A 17,030-nucleotide genomic window follows, 5' to 3' on the forward strand; every position below is an offset into this window, starting at 1 on the left:
GATAGGGGGGTTGTGTCCCAGCCCCCTCGAATTCCCCCGGTGGCTTTTCTGTGACTCAGATCCCGACGTGGAGCGGCGGACCAGTCAGTCCCCCGACCGGACGCGCGGCACCCGGCACCACCATCGGTGGTCGCTACTCGCTGCGGTCGGCGGTGGGCAACGGCGGCATGGGCACGGTCTGGCGTGCCACAGACACACTCCTGCGCCGGGACGTCGCGGTGAAGGAGGTCGTGCTCCCGCCGGGGCTGGCCCCCAGTGACCGCGACGCCATGTACGAGCGCACCCTGCGCGAGGCCCGCGCCGCCGCGGCCATCCAGCACCCCGCCGTGGTGCAGGTCTACGACGTGGTCACCGAGGGCGGCCGACCGTGGATCGTGATGGAGCTGCTGGACGCCCGCAGCCTCGCCGACATGGTGATCGAGGACGGGCCGGTCGCGCCCCGGGTGGTCGCCAAGATCGGCATCGCGCTGCTCGGCGCGCTCGAGGTGGCCCACGCGATCGGCGTGCTGCACCGCGACGTCAAGCCGGCCAACGTGCTGATCTGCTCGGACGGCCGCTGCGTGCTGACCGACTTCGGGGTGGCCCGGATGCCCACCGACGTGCAGCTCACCACGCCCGGGATGGTGCTCGGCTCGCCGCACTTCATCTCCCCCGAGCGGGCCATGGGTCAGGAGTTCGGCCCGCCGAGCGACCTGTTCTCGCTCGGTGTGACGCTCTACACCGCGGTCGAGGGGCGGCCCCCGTTCGACAAGGGCGACCCGATCGAGACGATGCACGCGGTGGTCGAGGACCCGCCCGCCACCCCGCAGCGCAGCGGCCCGCTGACCCGGGTGCTGATGGGCCTGCTGGAGAAGGACCCGGCCCGCCGGCTGGACGTGCACACCGCCCGGGCCATGCTGCGCGAGCTGCTCGCCGGGCCGCTGACCAGCACCGCCAGCGCGGTGAACTCGGTGACCGACCCCTACTCGGTGGTGCCGGTCCAGCGGCCGGTGCCGACTCCGCCGCCGGCCCAGCCGGAGCCGAAGCCCAGCGGGCAGATCGGCGGCCGGGCGATGCTCGCCCCCGGTGAGTCGCTGACCGACCGGCTGGCCGCCCTGCGCCGGGGCGAACGCCCGCAGCCGGCCGCCGCGCCGGGCGCCGCCGCGATGGACGAGACCAGCGCGGACGCCCTGGCCGGCCCGCTGCACACGCCGACCGGCGCGATGTCGCCGGCGACCGGGCGCACCTACGGCGGCGCCGACGCCACCCAGCGGGTGGACGGCGCGGGCCGGTCCGACGAGACCCAGCGGGTCACCTGGGGCGCCCGACCGGACGCCACCCAGGCGGTGCCCTACGCCGCCGCGCCGGACGCCACCCAGCGGGTGGGCGGCACCTACGGCGGCGGCGCCCAGTGGTCGGTGCCGGGCACCGGCCAGCCGTGGACCGCGCCGGCCACCGCGCCGGGCGCGGGCAACGCTCCGCTCGACCGGGTCCGCCGGGCCGGCGGCGAACTGGTCACCACCGTCAAGGGCTGGCCGCGCAAGGTCCAGCTCGCCGCGGCCGGCGGGCTGGCCGTGGTGCTGCTGATCGGGGTGGTCGCCCTGTTCAGCGGCGGCGACGACCCGGCCCCACCCACCCCGCAGGCCCAGCCGACCGCCACCGCCCCGGCCGGGCCGGGCGTCGAGATGCAGGAGCACTCGGCGCGCGGCGTCCAGGTGATGGTGCCGAAGGGCTGGAAGAAGGCGAGCGGCGGCAGCTACACCGACTACGTCGACCCGGAGGACGAGGGCCGCAAGGTACGCCTGATCACCGAGAAGTTCAGCAGCAACTCGATGCGCTGGGCCGAGGTGGCCGAGAACGGCCTGAAGACCCGGTCGAAGTCCTGCGTCGAGCCGTACGCCCAGGTGTCGCTGACCGAGACGACGCTGGCCGGCAAGCCGGCGGCCGAGCTGGAATACACCTGCGGCGAGGGCGAGACCATGCGGCACGGCGTCTGGCGCGGCGTGGTCAGCGACGGCAAGGCCTACTCGTTCTACCTCACCTCCACCGACGGCAAGTTCGAGGAGAGCAAGCCGATCTTCGAGGAGATGGTGAAGACGTTCCAGCTGACCTCGGCCGGCTGAGGCCAGGGGAAGCGGATGGGGTGATCCGCCGGCGTGCTATCAAGAGGCATGCCGGCGGACACCACTGACATCGACGACATTCGCGAGCAAGCCCGGCGCTGGCTCCACGATGACCCCGACCCGGCCAGCCGGGCGGAGCTGCAGGCGGTGCTCGACCGGCTGCCGACCAGCGCCCCGGAACTGGCCGACCGGTTCGCCGGGCCGCTCACCTTCGGCACCGCCGGGCTGCGCGGCCCGCTGCGCGCCGGCCCGAACGGGATGAACCTCGCGGTGGTCACCCAGGCCGCCGCCGGACTGGTCGGCTGGCTCGCCGACCAGAGTGGCACCGGCCCCCTGGTGATCGGCTACGACGCCCGGCACGGCTCCCGCCAGTTCGCCGAGCGCACCGCCCAGGTGGCCACCGGCGCCGGCCGGCCGGCGCTGCTGCTGCCCCGCCCCCTGCCCACCCCCGTGCTGGCGTACGCGGTGCGGCACCTGGGCGGGGTGGCCGGGGTGATGGTGACCGCCAGTCACAACCCGCCGCAGGACAACGGCTACAAGGTCTACCTGGGCGCGGAGCTGGGCGGCGAACTCGGCACCGGCGCCCAGATCGTGCCCCCGGCCGACGCCGGGATCGAGGCCGCGATCCGGGCGGTCGGCCCGCTGGCCGAGGTGCCGCTCGGCCCGCCCGGCCAGGTGCTCGGCGACGACCTGGTGGCCTCCTACGTGGAACGGGCCGCCGCGGTGATCGCGCCGGACGGGCCGCGGGACCTCGCCGTGGCGTACACCCCGCTGCACGGGGTGGGGGCGGCGGTGCTCACCGCGGCCTTCGCCCGGGCCGGCTTCCCGGTGCCCGGGGTGGTGCCGGAGCAGGCCGAACCGGACCCGGCGTTCCCGACCGTCTCGTTCCCCAACCCGGAGGAGCCGGGGGCGGTGGACCGGCTGGTCGCGCTCGCCGAGTCGACCGGCGCGGACGTCGCCATCGCCAACGACCCGGACGCGGACCGCTGCGCGGTGGTCGTCCGGGACGCGGCGGCGGGGTGGCGGATGCTGCGCGGTGACGAGGTGGGGGTGCTCCTCGCCGACCACCTGATGCGCCGCGGGGTGACCGGCCTGTACGCCACCACGATCGTGTCGTCGTCCCTGCTGCGGGCGATGTGCGCCGCCCGGGACGTGCCGTACGACGAGACGTTGACCGGGTTCAAGTGGATCGTCCGGGCCGGCGGCGGGAGGGCGCCGCTGGTCTTCGGCTACGAGGAGGCGCTGGGCTACTGCGTGGCCCCCGACCACGTACGCGACAAGGACGGCATCACCGCCGCGCTGACCGTGGCCGAGCTGGCCGCCGGGCTCAAGGCGCAGGGCCGGACGCTGACCGACCGGCTGGACGAGCTGGCGGCGGAGTTCGGCGTGCACCACACCGACCAGCTCTCGGTGCGGGTGGACGACCTGCGCGAGATCGCCGCCGCGATGGCCCGGATCCGGGCCACCACTCCCACCGCGCTGCTCGGCCACCCGGTCACCACGGCGCAGGACCTGCTCCCCGAGGCCGACGTGGTGATCCTGCGCACCGAGGCCGCCCGGGTGGTGATCCGGCCGTCCGGCACGGAGCCGAAGCTCAAGGCGTACCTCGAGGTGGTCGAGCCGGTCGCGGACGGCGACGTCCCGGCGGCCCGGAGCCGCGCGGCGTCGGCGGTCGCCGCGCTGCGCGCCGAGATCGCCGCCGCGCTCGGGCTCTAGCCGAGGTACGCCCGCGGCGCGGTCACCGTCGCGGGCGCACCTCCGGGAGCGCACCCCGCCCCACCCGCCGCACGCCCCGCCCTACCCCGCCCCGCGTCCTTTGCTCTGCTTCAACCCACGCACAGGAAACGGCCGTCAACCTCTGCGTCGGTTGAAGCAGTGCAAAGGGGTTGCGCGGCGGGACCGGGCGACGGCGCACAGCACCGGGGTCGGGCAGCGGGGGCACCGGCGGGCGGAAGGATCAGCGGCGCGGGCCGAGGGCCGCGTCGACCGCCCGGCCCAGGGCGACCACGACTAGGCCGACGGAGGGACGGACCACCGAGTCCTCCAGGCTGACCTCGCCGGAGAAGCCGGCGCCGCTGGCGATCTCCGCCAGCCGGCGGCGGGCGTCCGCGGCGGCCTCGGCGCTGATCCCGAGCGCCGGTTCCATCCGGAGCACCGCGACCAGGGTGGCCAGCGCGGCGGTGCGCTCGTCAGGCGCCGCGGTGCCGGTCAGCGCCTCGGCCAGCCGGCGCCGGGTGTCCGCCTCCACCGAACGGTCGACCACCGGGTACCGGTGCACGTGGATGAAGCCCAGCTCGGTCTCGTCCACGTCCCGCACCACGCCCTGGCGGCACAGGTCACCGAGGATGCGGTCGCGCAGGCCGTGCCGCAGCCGCTGCACCCAGGAGGACGCGGAGTGCGGGGTGTCGGCGGCCATCCGCTCGAGGACGGCGTCGGCGACCGGCTCGCCGGTGGGCGTCGGGTCGACCACCGTCAGGGAGCCGTCGGAGTACGCGATCCGGCCGGCGAGGGCCAGCTCGATCAGCACCGCGGCGGCCATCCCCAGGTCGAGGCTGATCCGCGGCATGGTCGCCTTGCCGGTCTCGTCGTCGTAGGCGAGGAGGAGCAGCTCTTCGGCGAGCGCAACACCTGTCATGGCCCGAGACGCTAGCCGCTGCGCGCACCCCACGCACGAACTCGGCGTGGGCCACGCCCGGCGGTGTTCAGAAGCGGGGCATGCCGCCGAACTGGCGGTCGCCGGCGTCGCCGAGACCGGGGACGATGAACATCCGGTCGTTGAGGCTCTCGTCGATCGCGGCGGTGACCAGCCGCAGCGGCAGCCCCGACCGCTCCAGCCGCTCGATGCCGACCGGCGCGGCGAGCACGCACAGCACCGTGATGTCCGTGCAGCCCCGGTCGGCGAGCAGCCGGCAGCCGTGCTCCAGCGAGCCGCCGGTGGCCAGCATCGGGTCGAGCACCAGCACCGGCAGCCCGGCCAGGTCCCGCGGCAGCGACTCCATGTAGGCGCGCGGCTCGTAGGTCTCCTCGTCGCGGGCCAGCCCGACGAAGCCCATCGAGGACTCCGGCAGCAGCCCCAGGGCGGCGTCGGCCATGCCGAGCCCGGCCCGCAGCACCGGCACCAGCAGCGGCGGGTTGGCCAGCCGGGTGCCCTCGGTGCCGGTGACCGGGGTCTGCACCGGGTACCGCTCGACCGGGAAGGACCGGGCCGCCTCGTACACCAGCATGGTGGTGAGTTCGTGCAGCGCCGCCCGGAAGTTGGCGGAATCGGTGCGCGCGTCCCGCATGGCGGTCAGCCGCGACTGGGCGAGCGGATGGTCAATGACGAGTACGTCCACGGTCGCTCAACCTACCGAACCGGCGGCCCGGGCACTGCGGGTGCGGGCGGACCAGCGATCCCGCTCACCGACCGGCGGCGTGACCAAGATCACTGACCGGGCGGATGCGTAGACTTCCAGACATGACGGCGACAGCGACGTCGGCCCGGTCGGATCTCTCCGAGCTGGGACGATCCGAGACCGCTCTGCGGACCTTCCTGCACGGCCTGCCCGGCGTGGACCAGGTCGGCGCGGAGCAGCGGGCGGCACAGCTCGGCACCCGCTCCATCAAGACCACCGCCAAGGCCCAGGCCATCGACCTGGCGATCCGGATGGTCGACCTGACCACCCTCGAGGGCGCGGACACCCCGGGCAAGGTGCGGGCGCTCGCCGCCAAGGCGCTGCGCCCCGACCCGGCCGACCCCTCCTGCCCGCACGTCGGCGCCGTCTGCGTCTACCCGGCCATGGTCCCGCACGTGGCCGAGGTGCTCCGCGGCAGCGGCGTGCACCTGGCCAGCGTGGCGACCGCCTTCCCGTCGGGCCAGGCGCCGCTGGAGGTCAAGCTCGCCGACACCCGGGCCGCCGTCGCGGCCGGCGCCGACGAGATCGACATGGTGATCAACCGGGGCGCCTTCCTGGCCGGCCGCTACTCCGAGGTGTACGACGAGATCGTCGCCACCAAGGAGGCCTGCGGGGACGCCCACCTCAAGGTGATCCTGGAGACCGGCGAGCTGGCCACCTACGACAACGTCCGGCGCGCCTCCTGGCTGGCGATGCTGGCCGGTGGCGACTTCATCAAGACCTCCACCGGCAAGGTCCCGGTCGCGGCCACGCCCCCGGTGACGCTGGTGATGCTGGAGGCGGTGCGCGACTTCCGCGCCGCCACCGGTCGCCAGGTCGGCGTGAAGCCGGCCGGCGGCATCAAGACCACCAAGGACGCCGTCAAGTACCTGGTGATGGTCAACGAGACCGTCGGCCCGGACTGGCTGGACCCAGACTGGTTCCGGTTCGGCGCCTCCAGCCTCCTCAACGACCTGCTGATGCAGCGCACCAAGCTGACGACCGGCGTCTACTCCGGTCCCGACTACTTCACCCTGGACTGAGAGCCGATGTTCGAATACGCCCCCGCCCCCGAGTCCCGCTCGGTGGTGGACATCAAGCCGACGTACGGGCTCTTCATCGACGGCGCGTTCGTCGACCCGACCGACGGCGGCAGCTTCAAGTCGATCAACCCGGCCAGCGAGGAGGTGCTCGCCGAGGTCGCCGAGGGCGGCGCCGGTGACGTCGACCGCGCGGTCCGGGCCGCCCGGGCGGCGTACGAGAAGGTCTGGGGCCCGATGCCGGGCCGGGACCGGGCCAAGTACCTGTTCCGGATCGCCCGGATCATCCAGGAGCGCTCCCGCGAGCTGGCGGTGCTGGAGTCGCTCGACAACGGCAAGCCGATCAAGGAGTCGCGCGACGTCGACCTGCCGCTGGTCGCCGCCCACTTCTTCTACTACGCCGGCTGGGCGGACAAGCTGGAGCACGCCGGCTTCGGCGCCAGTCCCCGGCCGCTCGGCGTCGCCGCGCAGGTCATCCCGTGGAACTTCCCGCTGCTGATGCTGGCCTGGAAGATCGCGCCCGCCCTGGCGGCGGGCAACACGGTGGTGCTGAAGCCGGCCGAGACCACCCCGCTCACCGCGCTGCTCTTCGCCGAGATCTGCCAGCAGGCCGATCTGCCGGCCGGCGTGGTCAACATCGTCACGGGCGCCGGCGACACCGGTCGGGCCCTGGTCGAGCACCCGGGCGTGGACAAGGTCGCCTTCACCGGCTCCACCGAGGTGGGCCGGGCCATCGCCCGCTCGGTCGCCGGCACCCGCAAGAAGCTCACCCTGGAGCTGGGCGGCAAGGCGGCCAACATCGTCTTCGACGACGCCCCGATCGACCAGGCGGTCGAGGGGATCGTCAACGGCATCTTCTTCAACCAGGGGCACGTCTGCTGCGCCGGCTCCCGCCTGCTGGTCCAGGAGAACGTCGCCGACCGGGTGCTCGACTCGCTCAAGCGGCGGATGGCCCAGCTGCGCGTCGGTGACCCGCTGGACAAGAACACCGACATCGGCGCGATCAACTCGGCCGCCCAGCTGGCCCGGATCCGGGAGCTGTCCGAGGCCGGCTCGGCGGAGGGCGCGGAGCGCTGGTCGCCGCCGTGCGAGCTGCCGGAGCGCGGCTTCTGGTTCGCCCCGACCATCTTCACCGGGGTCACCCAGGCGCACCGGATCGCCCGCGAGGAGATCTTCGGCCCGGTGCTGTCGGTGCTGACCTTCCGCACCCCGGCCGAGGCGGTGGAGAAGGCGAACAACACCCCGTACGGGCTGTCGGCCGGGATCTGGACCGACAAGGGCTCCCGGATCCTCTGGACGGCCGACCGGCTGCGCGCCGGGGTGGTCTGGGCCAACACGTTCAACAAGTTCGACCCCACCTCGCCGTTCGGCGGCTACAAGGAGTCGGGCTACGGTCGCGAGGGCGGCCGGCACGGGCTGGAGGGCTACCTCAATGTCTGAGCGGGTCGCGGTACGCAAGACGTACAAGCTCTTCATCGGCGGGAAGTTCCCGCGCAGCGAGTCGGGACGGTCGTATCTCGTGCAGGACGCGAACGTGTCTTTGGCGTCTCGGAAGGACGCGCGGGACGCCGTCGTCGCCGCCCGCGCCGCGGTCAAGGGCTGGGCCGGCGCCACCGCGTACAACCGGGGGCAGATCCTCTACCGGGCCGCCGAGATGCTGGAGGGCCGGCGCGAGCAGTTCGTCGCGCTCGGCGTGCCCGGCGACGAGGTGGACGCGGCGGTCGACCGCTGGGTCTGGTACGCCGGCTGGTCGGACAAGCTCCCCCAGGTGTACGGCGGCGCGAACCCGGTCGCCGGCCCGTACTTCAACCTCTCCGCGCCGGAGCCGACCGGCGTGGTCGCCGTGGTGGCCCCGGAGCGGCCGGCGCTGCTCGGCCTGGTCAGCGTGATCGCCCCGGCGATCGTCACCGGCAACACGGTGGTGGTGGCGGCCTCGCCCGCCGAGCCCCTGGCGGCGGTGACGCTGGCCGAGGTGCTCGCCACCTCGGACCTGCCCGGCGGCGTGGTCAACATCCTGACCGGCCGGCTCTCCGAGACCGTGCCGACGCTGGCCGGGCACATGGACGTCAACGCCATCGACCTGACCGGGGTGACCGACCCGGAGCTGGCGACCGACCTCGAGGTCAAGGCGGCGGAGAACCTCAAGCGGGTGCTCCGGCCGGCGCCGGCCGACCACGACTGGTTCGCCGACCCGGGTCTCGCGCGGATGACGTCACTGCTGGAGACGAAGACCGTCTGGCACCCCAAGGGCGTGTGAGCCCAGCCTGGCCGCCGGCCTCTTCCCCGGCCGGGCCTTCCGGCCGGGAAAGATCCGCGCACCATCCCTGAGGTAGCGGCCTCCGGACGCCGGGAGGCCGCTACTTCCCTGAAGTTGCGCGGATCTTGGCCACCGGTGGGGATCTTGGGGGTCCGGAGGGTGCGGGGGTGGGGGTCTACTACCGGGGGTAGGATTACGGTGTGACTCGGCTGGGTGATCTCGAACGTGCGGTGATGGATGTGCTGTGGGACTCGGTCCCGGGCACGGACGGCATCACCGTGCGCGAGGTGGCCGACGCGCTGGACGGCCGCGACCTGGCGTACACCACGGTGATGACCGTGCTGGACCGGCTGGCCGGCAAGGGCATGGTGCAGCGCGAGCGGGAGGGCCGGGCCTGGCGCTACCGGGCCGCGGCCAGCCGCGAGGGGTACATCGCCCAGCTCATGCTCGACGCCCTCGACCTCGGCGGCAGCCGGGACGCCGCGCTGGTGCGCTTCGCCCGCTCGGTGACGGGCACCGAGGCCGAGGTGCTGCGCGCCGCGCTGGCCGCCGAGGCCGCCGGCGGCGTGCCGGCCGCGACCGGCGAGCTGACCGACCGGGTCGAGGCGCCGACCGACCGGGTCGCCCGCCCGCCCGTCGCCGACGAGGCCGCGGACCGGTAGGGCGGCGGCCGTGGCGTACGCCCTGCACTTCGCCGCGTCGATGCTGGCCTGCCTGGCGACCGCGCAGGTGCTGGCCCGCTCCACCTGGACCTGGCGCAGCCCCCGGGTGGCGATCGTCTGCTGGCAGGCGATCGGGCTGGCGCTCGGCCTCTCCGAGGTGGGGCTGCCGATCGCGGTGGGTCTCGCCCCCTACGACCGGCCGACCGGCAGCGCACTGGTGGCGCTCGGCGGCGACCTGGTGCACGGCACCCTGCCGCCCGGGCTCGGGGCGGTCCAGCTGAGCCTGGTCGGCGTCGGCTTCGGCATCGGCGCGGTGCTGCTGACCACGACGGCGCGCACCATCCTCGGCACGGTGCGCGCCCAGCGCCGGCACCGGGACCTGCTCGCCCTGGTGGCCCGGAACGACCCGGCGGCCCCCGGGGCGCTGGTGCTCGACCACCCGAGCGCGGCGGCGTACTGCCTGCCGGGGGTCAGGCCGCAGGTGGTGGTCAGCGCCGGCACGCTGAGCCTGCTGGACCGCGCCGAACTGGCGGCGGTGCTGACGCACGAGCGGGCGCACGCCGAGGAGCGGCACGACCTGGTGCTGCTGCCGTTCACCGCGCTCTGCCGGGCGCTGCCCTGGTTCGGCTGGGTACGCGAGATCCACGAGCGGGTCGCCCTGCTGGTCGAGATGCGCGCCGACGACAAGGCCCGGGAGGCGCATCCGGAGGCGCTGGGCCGCGCGCTGCGCCGGTTCGCCGCGGCCGGACACCGGATCACCCCGGCCGGCGCGCTCGGCCTCGGCGACCGGGACCTGGACGTCCGGGTGCAGCGGTTGCTGGTCGCGGACCAGCCGGCCCGGCTGCTCGGCGGCGTCGCCCTGGCCGTGGCCGGCACGCTGGTCGCCCTGCCGATCTCGCTCTTCCTCACCTGACCGCGCGCCGCGCGCTCCCCCCGAACTACTACGCGATGTCGTAAGCTGATCTACGACACGACGTAGTAGTTATGCGTAGAGAATCTACGTGTAGGCTCGCTACGACAAGTGAGCCGACAGTACGGAGAGCCGGCCATGGACACCCTCCTCCTCGCCCGCCTGCAGTTCGCCACCACCACCTCGATCCACTTCCTCTTCGTGGTGGTCACCCTCGGCCTGGTCACCCTGCTGGTCGGGTTGCAGACGACCGCGGTGCTGACCGGCAAGCCGGTCTACTGGCGGCTGACCCGGTTCTGGGGTCAGCTCTACGTGATCAACTACGTGCTCGGCATCGCCACCGGCATCGTGATGGAGTTCCAGTTCGGGCTGAACTGGAGCGGCCTCTCGCGCTACGTGGGCAACGTCTTCGGCGCCCCGCTGGCGATCGAGACGCTGGTCGCGTTCTTCCTCGAGTCCACCCTGCTCGGCATGTGGATCTTCGGTTGGCACCGGCTGCGCAAGGGCGTCCACCTCGCGCTGCTCTGGGGGGTCGCGCTCACCGCGTACGCCTCGGCGTTCTGGATCATGGTGGCCAACTCCTGGCTGCAGAACCCGGTCGGCTACGAACTGCGCGACGGGGTCGCCCACCTCACCGACTTCACCGCCCTGCTCACCAACCCCAGCCTCGGCATGGCCTTCGGCCACGTGGTCTTCGCCGCGTTGCTGGTCGGCGGGATGCTGATGGCCGCGGTCAGCGCCTGGCACCTGATCCGGCGCACCCCCGACCACGCGCTGTTCCGCACCTCACTGCGGATCGGCCTGGTCACCTCGGCGCTGTCGATCACCATGGTGCAGGGCTTCGGCTTCGCCCAGTTCGGGCCGGTGGGGCAGGTGCAGCCCACCAAGTTCGGCGGCAACCCGGACGCGGACGCCCTGGTCGCCGAGTGGACCGCCCGGTTCGGCCAGGGGGACTACACCCCGCCGGTGCTGGCCAGCGTCGGGCTCGGCTTCATGATCCTCATCGGCTTCACCCTCGGCGCCCTCTGGCTGCTGCTCCCGCTGCTCTGGCGGGACTGGGCCATCCGGCTGCGCTTCCCGCTCTGGCTGATCCTGCTCGCCCTGCCGCTGCCGTTCGTCGCGGTGATCCTCGGCTGGATCGCCCGCGAGGTCGGCCGGCAGCCCTGGGTGGCCTACGGTCTGCTCCCCACCGAACAGGCCGTCTCCGGCGTCGGCGCCGGCGTGATGCTCGCCTCGCTGATCGGCTTCAGCCTGCTGCTCGGCACCCTGGCGGTGGCCAACTGGGTGCTGCTGGCCCGGCACGCCGCCCGGGGCGCGGCCGATCCGGCCCTGGGCCGGCCGCCCACCCAGCCGCCCACCGACACCCGTCCCGCGCCCGCCTTCGCCTGAGGGAGACCACCGTGGAACTCGCCTGGTACGCCCTGCTCGGCCTCTTCTTCGCCACCTACCTGGTGCTCGGCGGCTACGACTACGGCGTCGGGCTGCTGCTCGCCCGGGACACCGACCCGGCCCGGCGCCGGGCGGCGCTCAACGCCGTCGGCCCGTTCTTCCTGGGCAACGAGGTCTGGCTGGTCGCCGCCGTCGGCATCCTGTTCGGCGCCTTCCCCGTGCTCGAGGGTGAGCTGCTCTCCGGGTTCTACCCCGCGGTGGTCGGCGCGCTGGTCGGGGTGATCCTGGTGACCGCCGGGGTGCAGTTGCGCAGCCGCCCGGCCGGCGAGCGGTCCCGGGCCGGGTGGGACCGGGTGGTGGTGATCGGCAGCCTGCTCGCCGCGCTCGGCTGGGGCGCCCTGCTGGCCGGCCTGCTCCAGGGCGTGCCGCTGCACGCCGACGGGCACGTCGCCGGGATCACCCACCTGTTCACCCCGTTCGTGGCCGCCGCCGGGCTGGCCGTGGTGGCGCTGGTCGCGGCGCACGGCGCGACCTTCCTCACCCTGCGGCTGCCGGCCGCCGACGCCGAAGCGACCGGCCGGCTGGCCCGCCGGCTGGTCCCGGTGGCGCTCGCCGCGGTCGGCACGGCCACCGTCCTCGGCCTGCTCTCCGACCGGGTACGCGCCGCCGCGCAGCAGCCGGTGGCCGCGCTGCTCGCGCCGGCGCTGCTGGCCGGGGCGCTGCTGGTGGCCCAGGCGGCGCTCGCCCGGCGCCGCCCGGGGCTCGCCTTCGCCGCCACCGGGACGGCCCTGGCCGGGCTGGTGGCGCTGGTCGGCGCGACCCTCTGGCCGTACGCGCTGATCTCCACCGTCGACCCCGGCGCCTCGCTGACCGTGGCCGACGCGGCGGCGAGCGGGCCCACCCTGCGACTGCTGGGCTGGCTGACGGTGCCGCTCCTGCCGGCCCTACTAGGCTTTCAGCTGATGTGCTGGTGGGTTTTCCGGGGACGGACCGACGGCAGGGCACCGGTGTACTGGTGAACCGCCGTCCCTTCGACCCGCGTCTGCTGCGCCGGGTCCCCGCGGCCCGGCGCGACCTCGCCGTGCTCGCCCTGCTCGGCGTGGTCGCCGCGGGGCTGGTCGTGGCCCAGGCGACCGCGCTGGCGGCGCTGCTCGCCACCGCGTTCGAGGGCCGGCTGGACCGGCCGGCGCTGGCCGGCTTCGTCGCCGCCGTGGCCGCGCGCTCGCTGCTGGTCTGGGCGCAGGGCACGGTGTCGGCGCGGGCCGCCGCGACGGTCAAGGCGGCGCTGCGGGTGGAGCTGCTCGGCGCGGTCGGGCGGCACGGCCCCGGCTGGGTCGCCGGGCAGCGCGCCGGGCAGCTGGCCACCCTGGCCGGGCGCGGGTTGGACGCCCTGGACGCCTACTTCACCGGCTACCTGCCGCAGCTCGTGCTCAGCGTCACCGTGCCGCTCGCCGTGCTGGCCCGGGTCTTCGTCGCGGACTGGAGCTCCGCACTGATCATCGCGGCCACCCTGCCGCTGATCCCCGTCTTCGGGGCGCTGCTCGGCTGGCAGGCCCAGGCCGCCACCGAACGGCAGTGGCGGCGGCTGTCGCTGCTCGGCGGGCACTTCCTGGACATGGTCGCCGGGCTGCCCACGCTGCGCGCCTTCGGCCGGGCCCGGGCCCAGGTGGACGGGGTCCGCCGGATGGCCGACGGGCACCGGGTGGCGACCATGAAGACGCTGCGCATCGCGTTCCTCTCCGCCCTGGTGCTGGAGCTGGTGGCCACCCTCTCGGTGGCGCTGGTCGCGGTGCCGGTCGGCCTGCGGCTGCTCGGCGGCGGGCTCGCCCTGCAGACCGCGCTGCTGGTGCTGCTGCTCACCCCGGAGGCGTACCTGCCGCTGCGGGCGGCCGGCGCCCGGTTCCACGCCAGCATGGAAGGGCTCACCGCGCTGGACGAGGCGCTCACCGTCTCGGCCGCGCGCCCGGCGCCGGAGGGCACCCGCGGTCCCGCACCGGACGGGCGGGCGGAGATCCGGTTCGAGTCGGTGACCGTCGAGTACGAGCGCACCACCGCGCTGCGGGACGTCACGCTGACCATCCGGCCGGGCGAGCGGATCGCGATCGTCGGGCCCAGCGGCGCCGGCAAGAGCACCCTGCTCGGCCTGCTGCTCGGCTTCGTCACCCCGACCGCGGGCCGGGTCACGGTGGGCGGCGTCGACCTGGCCGGCGCGGATCCGGCGGCCTGGCGCCGGCAACTGGCCTGGGTGCCGCAGCGCGCCCACCTCTTCGCCGCCTCGCTGGCCGACAACATCCGGCTCGGCGCCCCCGACACCCCGGACGCCGCGCTCGCCGCCGCGGTGCACGACGCCGCGCTGGACGACGTGGTCGACGGCCTGCCCGACGGGTTGGCCACCGTGCTCGGCGAGCGCGGGCACGGCCTCTCCAGCGGCCAGCGGCAGCGGGTGGCGCTGGCCCGCGCGTTCCTGAGGCACGCCCCGGTGGTGCTGCTCGACGAGCCGACCGCCCGGCTGGACAGCGCGTCCGAGGCGGTCGTGCTGGCCGCCACCCGCCGGCTGGTCGCCGGCCGGACCGCGCTGCTGGTCGCGCACCGCCCCGCGCTGCTCGAGGACGCCGACCGCGTGCTGCGGGTCGAGGACGGCCGGGTCACCGAGCTCACCCCGGTCCCGACCGCGGAGGTGATCCGGTGAGCCCCACCGCGCCTCCACCACCCAGCATGGCACCGGCTCCGGCCGGTGACCGCCGGCGGGGCCCCGGCCCCGAGCGGGCGGTACTCCGGCTGGCCCGGCCGTACCTGGGCCGGCTGCTCGGCGCGGGGCTGCTCGCGGCGATCACCGAGTTCGCCGGGCTGGCCCTGATGGCCACCGCCACCTGGCTGCTGATGAGCGCGGCCGGACGGCCGCCGCTGGACCGGCTCACCGTGGCGATCGTCGCGGTCCGGGCCCTGGCGATCAGCCGGGGCGTGTTCCGCTACACCGAACGGCTCGCCGGGCACGACGCCGTGCTCCGGCTGGTCACCGACGTCCGGGCCCGGGTCTTCGCCACCCTCGCCGCCCGCCGGGCGCCCGAGCAGCGCACCGGGGACGCGCTGAGCCGGCTGGTCTCCGACGTGGAGGCGGTGCAGGACCTGCTGCTCCGGGTGCTCGTGCCGGCCTCGGCGGCCGCGCTGGTCAGCGTGGTGGCGGTGGGCTGGGCGGCGCTGATCTCCCCGGCGGCCGCCGGGGCGCTCGCCCTGGGCCTGCTGGTCGCCGGCGTCGCGCTGCCCGCGCTGGCCACCGCGCTCACCCGGCGGGCCGCCGCCGAGGTGGCGCCGCTGCGCGGGGCGCTCGCCACCGACGCGGTCGACCTCACCCACGGCGCCGCCGACCTGGCCGCGTTCGGTGCCACCGGGTCCGCGCTGGCGGCGGCCGAGCGGCGCGCCGGGCGGCTGGCCCGGCTGGAGCGACGGCTCGCCGCGACCGGGTTCGCCGTCGACGCGGCCGGGGTGCTGGTCGCCGGGCTGACCGCCGGCGCGGTGGTGCTCGTCGCGCTGGCCGGGAACGTGGACGGAGTCCTGGTCGGGGTGCTCGCGGTCGGCACGCTCGCCGCGGTGGAGGTGGCGCTGGCGCTGGTCGGGGCCGCCCGGCAGTGGACCCAGCTGCGCACCGGCCTGACCCGGGTCGCGGCCCTGCTCGACGTCGCTCCGGCCGACGTCGCCCGGACCGACGCCGCTACGGCCCTCCCGGTGCCGGCCGACACCACGCCGGCCGGTGGCGGGGCGGCGGCACCCGGCGCCACGGTGACCGCGACCGCCCCGCACGAGGTGCGGTTCGCCGGCGTGACCGTGCGCTACCGGGCCGGCGCCGCACCCGCCCTGGACGGGTTCGACCTCCACCTGCCCGCCGGGCGGCGGATCGCGGTGGTCGGGCCGAGCGGCGCGGGCAAGAGCACCGTCGCCGCCGTCCTCACCGGCTCGGTACGTCCCGAGGCCGGCCGGGTCACCCTGGACGGGCGGGACCTGTCGGCGTATCCCGAGCAGGAGCTGCCCCGGGCGGTCGGCGGCCTGCTCGCCGAGGCGTACGTCTTCCACGCCTCGGTCCGGGACAACCTCCTGCTCGGCCGCACCGGCGCGAGCGACGAGGAGCTGGCCGCGGCGACCGCGGCGGCCGGCCTGCTGGACTGGGTACGCGAGCAGCCGGAGGGCTGGGACACGGTGGTCGGCGAGGAGGGCGGGCAGCTCTCCGGCGGCCAGCGGCAACGGCTCGCGCTGGCCCGGGCGCTGCTCGCCGCCCCGGGCGTGCTGGTGCTCGACGAACCGACCGAGGGGCTCGACCCGGCCGCCGCCGACGCGGTGCTCGCCTCGACGCTGGCCGCCACCCCGCCCGGGCACTCGGTGCTGCTGATCAGCCACCGGCTCAGCGGGCTGGCCGGGCTGGACGAGATCGTGGTGCTGGACGGCGGCCGGGTGGTCCAGCGCGGCCGGCACGTCGACCTGGTCGCGGCCCCCGGCTGGTACCGGGACCAGTGGCGGCTCCAGGAGGCGGCCGAACGCGGGTACCTCGCGCTGACCCCCTGACCGCGCCTCCGGGTCCGGCCAGGGTTGTCCCGGACGACGCCGGGCGGCCGGCCGTGGCAGGGTGGTGCCATGTCCGGCGGTGACGAGGTGTTGGTGGAGGCGCGCCTGCGCGAGCTGGGTGACCGGCTGCGTGGGCCGGTACGACTCAAGTCCGACCTGTTGACCGAGGCCCGGCACGGGCTGCTGGACGCGGTCGAGGCGTACCGGGAGGACGGGCTGTCGCCGGCGGAGGCGCAGCGGCGCGCGGTGGCCGAGTTCGGCAGCCCGGCGCAGCTGGCCCCGGCCTACCAGGCCGAGCTGGCGGTCGGCGCGCTGCGCGGGCTGGCGCTGCGGGTCGTCGCGGTGGCCGCCGTCGCGATCGTCGCCGGTGACCTCACCTGGCAGGGGGCGAGCTGGAGCGACGGCCCCCGGCCACCGGCCGGCTACCTGCTCCTCTCCGCCTCGATGGACTGGCTCTGGATCGCCGCGTTCGCGCTGGCGACGGCCGGGCTGCTGGTGGCGACGGGCGCCGACCGCTGGGGCGCGCCGGCCGCGGCGGCGCTCAACCGGGTCGTCGGCGCCGGCCTGACCGGCGTCCTCGTCCTCGCCGCGGCGGCCGGCACGGGATTGTTCGCCTGGTCGGTGGGGCTCTGGGAGGCCGCCCTCACCTGGCCGCCGATGATCATCGGCGCGGTGCTGGTCGGCGCCGCTCAGCTCTGGCTCAGCCACGCGGTCCGCTACTGGCTGACCGCCGCCCGCTGAC

At 75.2% G+C, this 17,030-nt stretch carries 14 protein-coding genes; 12 read left to right on the forward strand and 2 right to left on the reverse strand.

Annotation, left to right across the window (positions count from 1 at the left end; all coding sequences use genetic code 11):
- The first annotated feature begins 50 nt into the window (after nt 1–50).
- Both AC1WTP_RS13480 and AC1WTP_RS13485 read left to right on the forward strand, forming a co-directional pair.
- Nucleotides 51–2,102 (forward strand): serine/threonine-protein kinase, encoded by a 2,052-nt coding sequence (locus AC1WTP_RS13480; RefSeq protein WP_481649573.1) that lies wholly within the window; start codon nt 51–53, stop codon nt 2,100–2,102.
- A 48-nt stretch (nt 2,103–2,150) separates the two neighbouring features.
- Nucleotides 2,151–3,818, forward strand: a complete 1,668-nt coding sequence (locus tag AC1WTP_RS13485; protein ID WP_481649574.1) for a phospho-sugar mutase — start codon at nt 2,151–2,153, stop codon at nt 3,816–3,818.
- Between the two features lie 241 nt (nt 3,819–4,059).
- On the opposite strand, the gene AC1WTP_RS13490 is transcribed toward AC1WTP_RS13485, so the two are convergent.
- Nucleotides 4,060–4,737 carry a GOLPH3/VPS74 family protein gene (locus AC1WTP_RS13490; RefSeq protein ID WP_481649575.1) on the reverse strand — a complete coding sequence of 226 codons (678 nt, stop codon included), beginning with the start codon at nt 4,735–4,737 and terminating at the stop codon, nt 4,060–4,062.
- A gap of 67 nt (nt 4,738–4,804) precedes the next feature.
- Nucleotides 4,805–5,437, reverse strand: coding sequence for a uracil phosphoribosyltransferase (gene upp / locus AC1WTP_RS13495; RefSeq protein ID WP_481649576.1), 633 nt, complete (start codon nt 5,435–5,437; stop codon nt 4,805–4,807).
- A 122-nt stretch (nt 5,438–5,559) separates the two neighbouring features.
- On the opposite strand from upp, the gene deoC reads away from it, so the two are divergent.
- From deoC to AC1WTP_RS13545, 10 genes are all read left to right on the forward strand, one after another.
- Entirely contained in the window at nt 5,560–6,519 is a 960-nt protein-coding gene (deoC, locus tag AC1WTP_RS13500) for a deoxyribose-phosphate aldolase (RefSeq protein ID WP_481649577.1), read from the forward strand.
- Nucleotides 6,520–6,525: 6 nt separating this feature from the next.
- Complete coding sequence (locus tag AC1WTP_RS13505; RefSeq protein WP_481649578.1) at nt 6,526–7,956, forward strand: aldehyde dehydrogenase family protein; 1,431 nt, start codon at nt 6,526–6,528, stop codon at nt 7,954–7,956.
- Nucleotides 7,949–8,773 carry an aldehyde dehydrogenase family protein gene (locus AC1WTP_RS13510; RefSeq protein WP_481649579.1) on the forward strand — a complete coding sequence of 275 codons (825 nt, stop codon included), beginning with the start codon at nt 7,949–7,951 and terminating at the stop codon, nt 8,771–8,773. Before AC1WTP_RS13505 ends, AC1WTP_RS13510 begins: the two co-directional genes overlap by 8 nt.
- Nucleotides 8,774–8,973: 200 nt before the next feature.
- Nucleotides 8,974–9,435: a BlaI/MecI/CopY family transcriptional regulator gene (locus tag AC1WTP_RS13515; protein ID WP_481649580.1), complete on the forward strand. Its 462-nt coding sequence runs from the start codon at nt 8,974–8,976 to the stop codon at nt 9,433–9,435.
- Nucleotides 9,436–9,445: 10 nt separating this feature from the next.
- Nucleotides 9,446–10,348, forward strand: a complete 903-nt coding sequence (locus tag AC1WTP_RS13520; RefSeq protein ID WP_481649581.1) for a M56 family metallopeptidase — start codon at nt 9,446–9,448, stop codon at nt 10,346–10,348.
- Between the two features lie 135 nt (nt 10,349–10,483).
- On the forward strand, nt 10,484–11,734 hold the full coding sequence (locus tag AC1WTP_RS13525; RefSeq protein WP_481649582.1) for a cytochrome ubiquinol oxidase subunit I: 1,251 nt from the start codon (nt 10,484–10,486) through the stop codon (nt 11,732–11,734).
- Between the two features lie 11 nt (nt 11,735–11,745).
- Nucleotides 11,746–12,753 (forward strand): cytochrome d ubiquinol oxidase subunit II, encoded by a 1,008-nt coding sequence (cydB, locus tag AC1WTP_RS13530; RefSeq protein WP_481649583.1) that lies wholly within the window; start codon nt 11,746–11,748, stop codon nt 12,751–12,753.
- Nucleotides 12,750–14,423 (forward strand): thiol reductant ABC exporter subunit CydD, encoded by a 1,674-nt coding sequence (gene cydD / locus AC1WTP_RS13535; RefSeq protein ID WP_481649584.1) that lies wholly within the window; start codon nt 12,750–12,752, stop codon nt 14,421–14,423. The genes cydB and cydD overlap by 4 nt, the downstream gene beginning before the upstream one ends.
- A gap of 26 nt (nt 14,424–14,449) precedes the next feature.
- The gene (gene cydC, locus AC1WTP_RS13540) at nt 14,450–16,288 is read left to right on the forward strand and encodes a thiol reductant ABC exporter subunit CydC (protein WP_481649585.1); all 1,839 of its coding nucleotides are present in this window, start codon (nt 14,450–14,452) and stop codon (nt 16,286–16,288) included.
- A 69-nt stretch (nt 16,289–16,357) separates the two neighbouring features.
- Nucleotides 16,358–17,029 (forward strand): permease prefix domain 1-containing protein, encoded by a 672-nt coding sequence (locus AC1WTP_RS13545; protein ID WP_481649586.1) that lies wholly within the window; start codon nt 16,358–16,360, stop codon nt 17,027–17,029.
- Nucleotide 17,030: the final 1 nt, after the last annotated feature.

The sequence above is a fragment of the Micromonospora sp. R311 genome (genome assembly GCF_056780015.1).